Here is a 6,883-nt window from a genome sequence, read left to right as displayed (position 1 = left end):
TTCCCGGCAGTCTTTCGTTTCTCCGGGGCGGGACGGTCGGTCAAGGGTGGAGCGCAGCGACATCGCGAAGCGACGCGACGAAGGAGCGCCCTTGACGGACCGGCCCGACACGGAGGGACGATGGGACTGACGGGAAACCCCCATACCCATCCCTGACCCCGCCCGAGCGGATCCCGACCACCGAAGCCCCCGCCGTACTTCCCGGCCCCAGCCCCGCCGGCCCCCGCCCCGCCGGCTCCCGCACCGCGAAGCCCCCACCCCACCCCACCCCACCCAGCAAAAAGGGCGGAGGCGCCTCCCCGGCGCCCCCGCCCCGCCCGCTTCGCTTCGCCGGCTCAGGCCAGTTCGACCACCGCGCGGGACATGCCCAGGACCTTCTGGCCCGCGCTCATGGCCGTCAGGTCGACCCGCACGCGGTTGTCGTCCAGCTTCGCGGCGACCTTCGCGGTGACCTCGATCAGCCCGCCCTGGTCGTCGTTGGGGACCACGACCGGCCTGGTGAAGCGCACGCCGTACTCGACCACCGCGCCCGGGTCTCCGGTCCAGTCGGTGACCACGCGGATCGCCTCGGCCATGGTGAACATGCCGTGCGCGATCACGTCCGGCAGTCCGACCTCCTTGGCGAACTTCTCGTTCCAGTGGATCGGGTTGAAGTCGCCCGAGGCGCCCGCGTACTGGACGAGCGTGGCGCGCGTCACGGGGAAGGACGCCGCCGGCAGCTCGGTGCCGACCTCGACGTCGGAGTACTGGATCTGCGCTGCCATGTCAGGCCTCCTCGGGGGCACGGGAGACGAGCTTCGTCCACGCCGTCACCACATGCTCGCCGGTCTCGTCATGGACCTCGCCGCGGATGTCGATGACGTCATTGCCCGCGAGCGACTTCACGGACTCGATGGTGGAGACGACCGACAGCCGGTCACCGGCACGCACCGGGCGGGAGTACGCGAACTTCTGGTCACCGTGCACGACGCGGCTGTAGTCCAGTCCCAGCTGCGGGTCTTCGACGACCTGGCCGGCGGCCTTGAAAGTGATCGCAAACACGAAAGTCGGCGGAGCGATCACATCGGGGTAGCCGTACGACTTCGCGGCCTCGGGATCGCTGTAGACGGGATTGGTGTCACCCACCGCAGCCGCGAATTCGCGGATCTTCTCCCGGCCGACCTCGTACGGATCGGTGGGCGGGTAGCTCCGCCCCACGAAGGACTGGTCGAGAGCCATGACTCACTACCTCCTGTTGAAGGGACATGAATGACGCAAGAAGAAAGACAGGAACGGGCACGGAAACGACACAAGGCCGCCCCCCGATGAAGGGGACGACCTCATGACGGTGCCTGTTATTCGAGACTTCGCTAGGGTCAGCGGGTCTCGCGGTGCGCGGTGTGCGAGTTGCAGCGCGGGCAGTGCTTCTTCATCTCAAGACGGTCCGGGTTGTTACGCCGGTTCTTCTTGGTGATGTAGTTCCGCTCCTTGCACTCCACGCAGGCCAGCGTGATCTTCGGGCGGACGTCGGTGGCAGCCACGTGAGTGCTCCTTGACGGAAATTGGGACGGATGAACGCATACAAGAGTAGCCGACCGGGAGACCGACCCCGCAATCGGCTACTGTGTGTAGCGGCGACCGGACTTGAACCGGTGACACAGCGATTATGAGCCGCTTGCTCTACCGACTGAGCTACGCCGCTTTGATGTGATCAGCTCCCCACCCGAGGGTGGGGAACCTCTCTCACCAGAGCCCCAATGCGGAATCGAACCGCAGACCTTCTCCTTACCATGGAGACGCTCTACCGACTGAGCTATTGGGGCGAGCGATGAAGACATTACACGGTTGCCTGCCGATCGCCCAAATCCTTTGCGGGGACAGGGCTCCGAGGGGGTTCACGCGCCGCTCTCGATCAACCCACCGATCACTTCCGACCCACTTCTCGGGCAGATTGTGGGCGGGCTCACACTGCGGCGCCCACCGGTCGGAGCCCTGGCGCCCGTCGCGGCGCACGCGCGTGCGCTCCGGCGCGTGGCACCACACCGGTACGACTATTGCGCTCTTCCGCGAAGCAGGGTGCGCCGCACCCTAGGCTCTGAGCACGCTGCGTGATCTTGGGCCGCGGGCCACGGCTCCAGGAACCGCCCGAGCCACCGCAGGAGCGCGATGTCCGACAGCCAGCCGCAGCAGCCGTTCCCATCGCCCTTCGGCGGAAACGGCAGCGCGGCCGCAGCCGAGGCCACCACCCTGCTGCTCGCGGGGGCGCGCCTCACCGACGGCCGTACCGTCGACGTCCGCCTCGGCGGCGGCCGGATCCAGGCCGTCGGCACCGCGGGCAGCCTCCCCTCCCCCGCGCCGGCCCGGGTGGACCTGACCGGCTACTTGCTGCTCCCCGCCCCCGCCGAGCCGCACGCCCACGGGGACACGGCGCTGACCGCCGACGCCGAGGGGCCCGTCTCCTACGCTCCCGACGAGGTCCAGCGCCGGGCCACCGAGTCCGCCCTGCTCCAGCTCGGCCACGGCGCCACCGCGGTCCGCTCCCACGTCCGCATCGGCGACATGCACGGCCTCGGCCCCATGGAAGCCGTACTCCAGGCCCGCCGCTCCCTGCGCGGGCTCGCCGACCTCACCGCCGTGGCCGTACCCCGGCTGCTGACCGGGGTGGCCGGCGCGGACGGGCTGGCCATGCTGCGGGACGCGGTCAAGATGGGCGCCTCCGTGATCGGCGGCTGCCCGGACCTGGACCCGGACCCGACGGGCTTCCTTGAGGCCGTCCTGGAACTCGCCGCCGAGCACGGCTGCCCCGTGGATCTGCACACGGACGGTGACGACCCGGGCCGCCTCGCCCGGCTCGCGGCGATGGCCGGCGGGCTGCGCCCCGGAGTGACCATCGGCCCCTGCGGCGGGCTGTCCCGGCTCCCGATGGACGCGGCCGCCCGCGCCGCCGACCAGCTGGCCGCGGCCGGCGTACGGGTCACCTGTCTGCCTCAGGGCGACTGCGCGGCCCTGGAACGCCGCGGCCTGCGCACCGCCCCCGTGCGGCTGCTGCGGGCCGCCGGTGTGCGCGTCGCGGCCGGCAGCGGGGCGCTGCGCGACGCCGGGAACCCCGTCGGCCGCGGGGATCCCCTGGAGGCCGCGTACCTGCTCGCCTCCCAGGGAGGGCTCCGGGCGGCCGAGGCGTACGAGTCCGTCAGCGGATGCGCCCGCGAGGCCATGGGCCTGCCGGAGGTCCGGGTGGAGGCCGGTTTCCCGGCGGAGCTGCTCGCCGTACGCGGGGACCGGATCGCGGGCGTGCTGTCCCTCGCCTACAGCCGGATCGTGATCCACCGCGGGCGCGTGGTAGCCCGTACGAGTGCCGTACGGGAGTACTGCGACTCCGCCGTCGCGGTGGCTCTGGACCTGCCCCGGCAGGGCCGTACGGAGGCGGGGCCCTGAGGTTCGGCGTCCGCTCGCGGGCGTCGGGGCCCGGCTCGTCGTACGGTCGGGTCATGCGCATCGTCATCGCGGGTGGACACGGTCAGATCGCGCTGCGGCTGGAGCGCCTGCTCGCCGCGCGCGGATACGAGGTCGCGGGCATCGTCCGTGACCCGGCACAGGGCGACGACCTGAGGCAGGCGGGCGCCGAGCCGGTGCTCTGCGATCTGGAATCGGCCTCGGTGGAGCATGTGGCGGGGATTCTGCACGGCGCGGACGTGGCGGTGTTCGCGGCCGGTGCGGGCCCCGGCAGCGGGATCGGGCGGAAGGACACCGTGGACCGGGGCGCGGCGGTGCTGTTCTCCGATGCCGCCGAACGGGCCCGCGTACGGCGCTTCCTGATGGTCTCTTCGATGGGCGCGGACGCACATCACGGGGGTGATGAGGTCTTCGACGCCTACCTGCGGGCCAAGGGCGAGGCCGATGACCACGTACGGACCCGGCTGGGCCTGGAGTGGACCGTCCTGCGCCCTGGTTCGCTGATCGACGATGCCGGGACGGGCCTGGTCCGTCTGGAGGCGCAGACGGGCCGCGGGGCCGTCCCGCGCGACGACGTGGCGGCAGTGCTGGCCGAGCTGATCGAGACCCCGGCGACGGCGGGCCTGACCCTGGAGCTGGTCTCCGGCTCGACGCCGGTACAGGTGGCCGTGAAGGACGTGGCGGGCAACTGAGGCCGACGCCCAGACCGTTCAGAAACCGGCGCTGACCTTGTCGTCGGACCGGCCGACGGAGTCCTGCTGGTACCGGTCCTCGTACGCCTGCCGGATCCGCTCGATGCGCGTGCTGCGGTCCTCGGCCTCCTTCTCCGGGTAGAGCAGGACCACCTCGTACGAGGTCTCGCGGACGATCTTGCCGTCCTGGCCGCGCCACTGGCCGTACCCGTCGTGGAGGGTCAGCCCCTCGGGGAAGGCGGGGGTGATCTCCAGGTCCAGGAACCGCATGAACTCGCGTTCCTCGACCGGGTCCCGGCCGTCGGCCCGCTGGGTGCCGAAGTACAGCCGGGTCTCCTGGTGGGGCTCCCCCACGTCCGTGTGGAGGGCCGCTCCCACCAGAGCGGGAATCCCTGCGCCGAGCAGGGCCATGAGCACCCCGCCGCCGACCTTCCCGCGTGTGTCAGATGTCCATTTCACCCCTGGTGAACGAACAGGAGCCGCCGACGTTGCGGCCGTGGTCGGTGCGTCGTCGGGCGACGGCGGGAAGCCCGCCCGTCCGTGGTGGGGGGCGGGACGGGCTTCCTGTCGGTGCTGTGGTGCGGAGGTGCGGCTACCAGTAGATGACTACGTAGCCGTCGCCGCCGTCCTTGCCGCGGGAGCCGGAGTTGCCGATGGCCCGGTTGGTGCCGCCGCCGCGGCCGCCGTCACCGCCCACGGCCGTGCCGTCCGGGAGCTGGACGATGCCGTCCGCGGTGCCGCCGCCGGTGCCGTCGGCGTTGCCCGGGTCACCGTTGTGGTTGACGCCGCCCGAGGAGCACGTTCCGCTGCCGCCCAGGCCGGGGGTGCCGGGCTCGCCGGGACCGCGGTCCGCGGCGCCGCCGCCTCCGCCGCCGGTGCCACCGGTGGCGGTGAGGAGCACGGTGTTGGTCGACGCCACGGTCAGCGACGTGGTGGTGCCCGCGGCGCCGGCGGTGCCGTTGGCACCCGGTGCGCCGCCGAGGCCGTTGGCGCCTCCGGTGCCGACGTCCACTCCGTAGTCGGCCAGGGGGGTGACCGGGATGACGCACCAGGTGAAGCCGCCGCCACCGCCGCCACCGCCGTGGCCACCGGTGTTGTTGCGCGCGGCGGCGGCACCGTCCGCGTCCGCGTCCGCGGCACCATCGGCCCCGGTGGCCGGGTTGTTCGGGTTGTTCGGGTTGTTCGGGTTGTTCGGGTTGTTCGGGTTATTCGGGTTGCCACCGCCGCCACCGTTGTTGCGCGCGGAGCCGCCGCCACCGCCGCCGCCACCGCCGGCGCCCCATGCCTGGACGAACACCGACGTGACGCCCGGCGGCGGGGTGAAGGTGTTGTCCGAGGTGAACTGACGCAGGCCGTGGATGACCTGGGGGGCGTGCTTCTTGTGCTTGTCGTGCTCCGACAGCGCGTGCTTCTTGCTGTCGACGGGCTTCGTGTTCTGGTGGCCCGCCGGCTTGGGCCCGTCCGCAGATGCGGCCGGAGCCAACGCGATCAACTGGCCGGTGAGGGCCGCGGCAGCGGCGATGGAGGCGAGCAGAACCCGGGAACGCCCCCGGGGCCGTTGAATCGTCGCCGACTGATGGTTCAGGTTCATGGCTTCCTTACCCGCCGGCGCCGAGGGCTGCCGCGGGATGCGATGGGAGGGGTGCGTGCGTCACGCGCCGCCCATCCGACCTGGCCACGGCCTCGCCGTGGCGCTGGCAGGGCCGGGGCTGTGGCCCAGTCAGGTGAGTAGTTCATCTGACCGGAGCAATTTCGAGGAGCGGTCCCGCCCCGTGTCCGGGCCGCGGTCGCAGGCGTGGTCGCCCGGTAACGAAAGAACCCCCGCTCACTGTGATTCCACAGATGAACGGGGGTTCCACTCGCGTGGCGGCGCCAGGGTTCGAACCTGGGTAGGCTGAGCCGGCAGATTTACAGTCTGCTCCCTTTGGCCACTCGGGCACACCGCCAAGATTTGCTGCCATTTTTTCCGCCTCGCGGCGGCGCTCCCTGGCAACGACGTAAACGATACCTGATGACCGGGGGTGCTTCACCACCGGATTGATCAGCGCTGCGGGTGGGCGCGGTGGCTAGGCTTTGCCGAGCGGGCCGGGCATGTCCGGCCGCGCCCTCCGGGGTGATCACAACCGACTTCAAGGAGCCACAGCACATGGCCGACTCCAGTTTCGACATCGTCTCGAAGGTCGAGCGGCAGGAGGTCGACAACGCCCTCAACCAGTCCGCCAAGGAGCTCTCGCAGCGTTACGACTTCAAGGGCACCGGCGCCACCATCGCCTGGTCCGGCGAGAAGATCCTGATGGAGGCGAACTCCGAGGAGCGCGTGAAGGCCGTCCTCGACGTCTTCGAGACCAAGCTGGTCAAGCGCGGGATCTCGCTGAAGGCGCTGGACGCCGGTGAGCCGCAGCTGTCCGGCAAGGAGTACAAGATCTTCGCCACGATCGAGGAGGGCATCTCCCAGGAGAACGCCAAGAAGGTCGCGAAGATCATCCGGGACGAGGGTCCCAAGGGCGTCAAGGCCCAGGTCCAGGGCGAGGAGCTGCGCGTCAGCTCCAAGAGCCGTGACGACCTCCAGGAGGTCCAGGCGCTGCTCAAGGGCAAGGACCTGGACTTCGCGATCCAGTTCGTGAACTACCGCTGACCCTGTTCCGCGACCTGCCCCACGCCGGCCCGGCGGTCTTCACCGACCGCCGGGCCGCGGCCGTCGCGAAGGGGGTGTGTGCGGGGCGTGTGCGGCGCACGCGCCACCGCGGACTCCTGTGGGC

General features: G+C 71.0%; 8 protein-coding genes and 3 tRNA genes. 3 read left to right on the top strand and 8 right to left on the bottom strand.

Annotated elements, in window-relative coordinates:
* Positions 1–335: 335 nt before the first annotated feature.
* From ACFY0D_RS31710 to ACFY0D_RS31690, 5 genes are all read right to left on the bottom strand, one after another.
* Positions 336–764, bottom strand: coding sequence for a MaoC family dehydratase (locus tag ACFY0D_RS31710; RefSeq protein ID WP_351162437.1), 429 nt, complete (start codon positions 762–764; stop codon positions 336–338).
* Position 765: 1 nt separating this feature from the next.
* On the bottom strand, positions 766–1,218 hold the full coding sequence (locus ACFY0D_RS31705; RefSeq protein ID WP_189733406.1) for a MaoC family dehydratase N-terminal domain-containing protein: 453 nt from the start codon (positions 1,216–1,218) through the stop codon (positions 766–768).
* A gap of 137 nt (positions 1,219–1,355) precedes the next feature.
* A complete protein-coding gene (gene rpmG / locus ACFY0D_RS31700; RefSeq protein ID WP_003956487.1) occupies positions 1,356–1,520 on the bottom strand; it encodes a 50S ribosomal protein L33 in 165 nt (54 codons plus the stop codon).
* Positions 1,521–1,608: 88 nt separating this feature from the next.
* Positions 1,609–1,681, bottom strand: a tRNA-Met gene (locus ACFY0D_RS31695).
* A 48-nt stretch (positions 1,682–1,729) separates the two neighbouring features.
* Positions 1,730–1,802 (bottom strand) — tRNA-Thr (locus tag ACFY0D_RS31690).
* Positions 1,803–2,145: 343 nt separating this feature from the next.
* Between ACFY0D_RS31690 and ACFY0D_RS31685 the strand changes: the two genes are divergently transcribed.
* Both ACFY0D_RS31685 and ACFY0D_RS31680 read left to right on the top strand, forming a co-directional pair.
* Positions 2,146–3,414: an amidohydrolase family protein gene (locus ACFY0D_RS31685; protein ID WP_390801397.1), complete on the top strand. Its 1,269-nt coding sequence runs from the start codon at positions 2,146–2,148 to the stop codon at positions 3,412–3,414.
* 53 nt (positions 3,415–3,467) lie between these two features.
* The gene (locus ACFY0D_RS31680; protein WP_390801396.1) at positions 3,468–4,124 is read left to right on the top strand and encodes an SDR family oxidoreductase; all 657 of its coding nucleotides are present in this window, start codon (positions 3,468–3,470) and stop codon (positions 4,122–4,124) included.
* 18 nt (positions 4,125–4,142) lie between these two features.
* On the opposite strand, the gene ACFY0D_RS31675 is transcribed toward ACFY0D_RS31680, so the two are convergent.
* From ACFY0D_RS31675 to ACFY0D_RS31665, 3 genes are all read right to left on the bottom strand, one after another.
* Positions 4,143–4,583 carry a DUF3574 domain-containing protein gene (locus tag ACFY0D_RS31675; RefSeq protein WP_390801395.1) on the bottom strand — a complete coding sequence of 147 codons (441 nt, stop codon included), beginning with the start codon at positions 4,581–4,583 and terminating at the stop codon, positions 4,143–4,145.
* 133 nt (positions 4,584–4,716) lie between these two features.
* Positions 4,717–5,715: a hypothetical protein gene (locus ACFY0D_RS31670; protein ID WP_390801394.1), complete on the bottom strand. Its 999-nt coding sequence runs from the start codon at positions 5,713–5,715 to the stop codon at positions 4,717–4,719.
* Positions 5,716–5,988: 273 nt separating this feature from the next.
* Positions 5,989–6,070, bottom strand: a tRNA-Tyr gene (locus ACFY0D_RS31665).
* A gap of 200 nt (positions 6,071–6,270) precedes the next feature.
* Here ACFY0D_RS31665 and ACFY0D_RS31660 point away from each other — a divergent pair.
* Positions 6,271–6,759, top strand: a complete 489-nt coding sequence (locus ACFY0D_RS31660; RefSeq protein ID WP_243333311.1) for a YajQ family cyclic di-GMP-binding protein — start codon at positions 6,271–6,273, stop codon at positions 6,757–6,759.
* The last annotated feature ends 124 nt before the right edge of the window (positions 6,760–6,883 follow it).

This window comes from Streptomyces sp. NPDC001502 (genome assembly GCF_042894785.1).
Classification (GTDB): domain Bacteria; phylum Actinomycetota; class Actinomycetes; order Streptomycetales; family Streptomycetaceae; genus Streptomyces; species Streptomyces kutzneri.
This window is presented reverse-complemented; position numbering and strand designations above follow the sequence as displayed.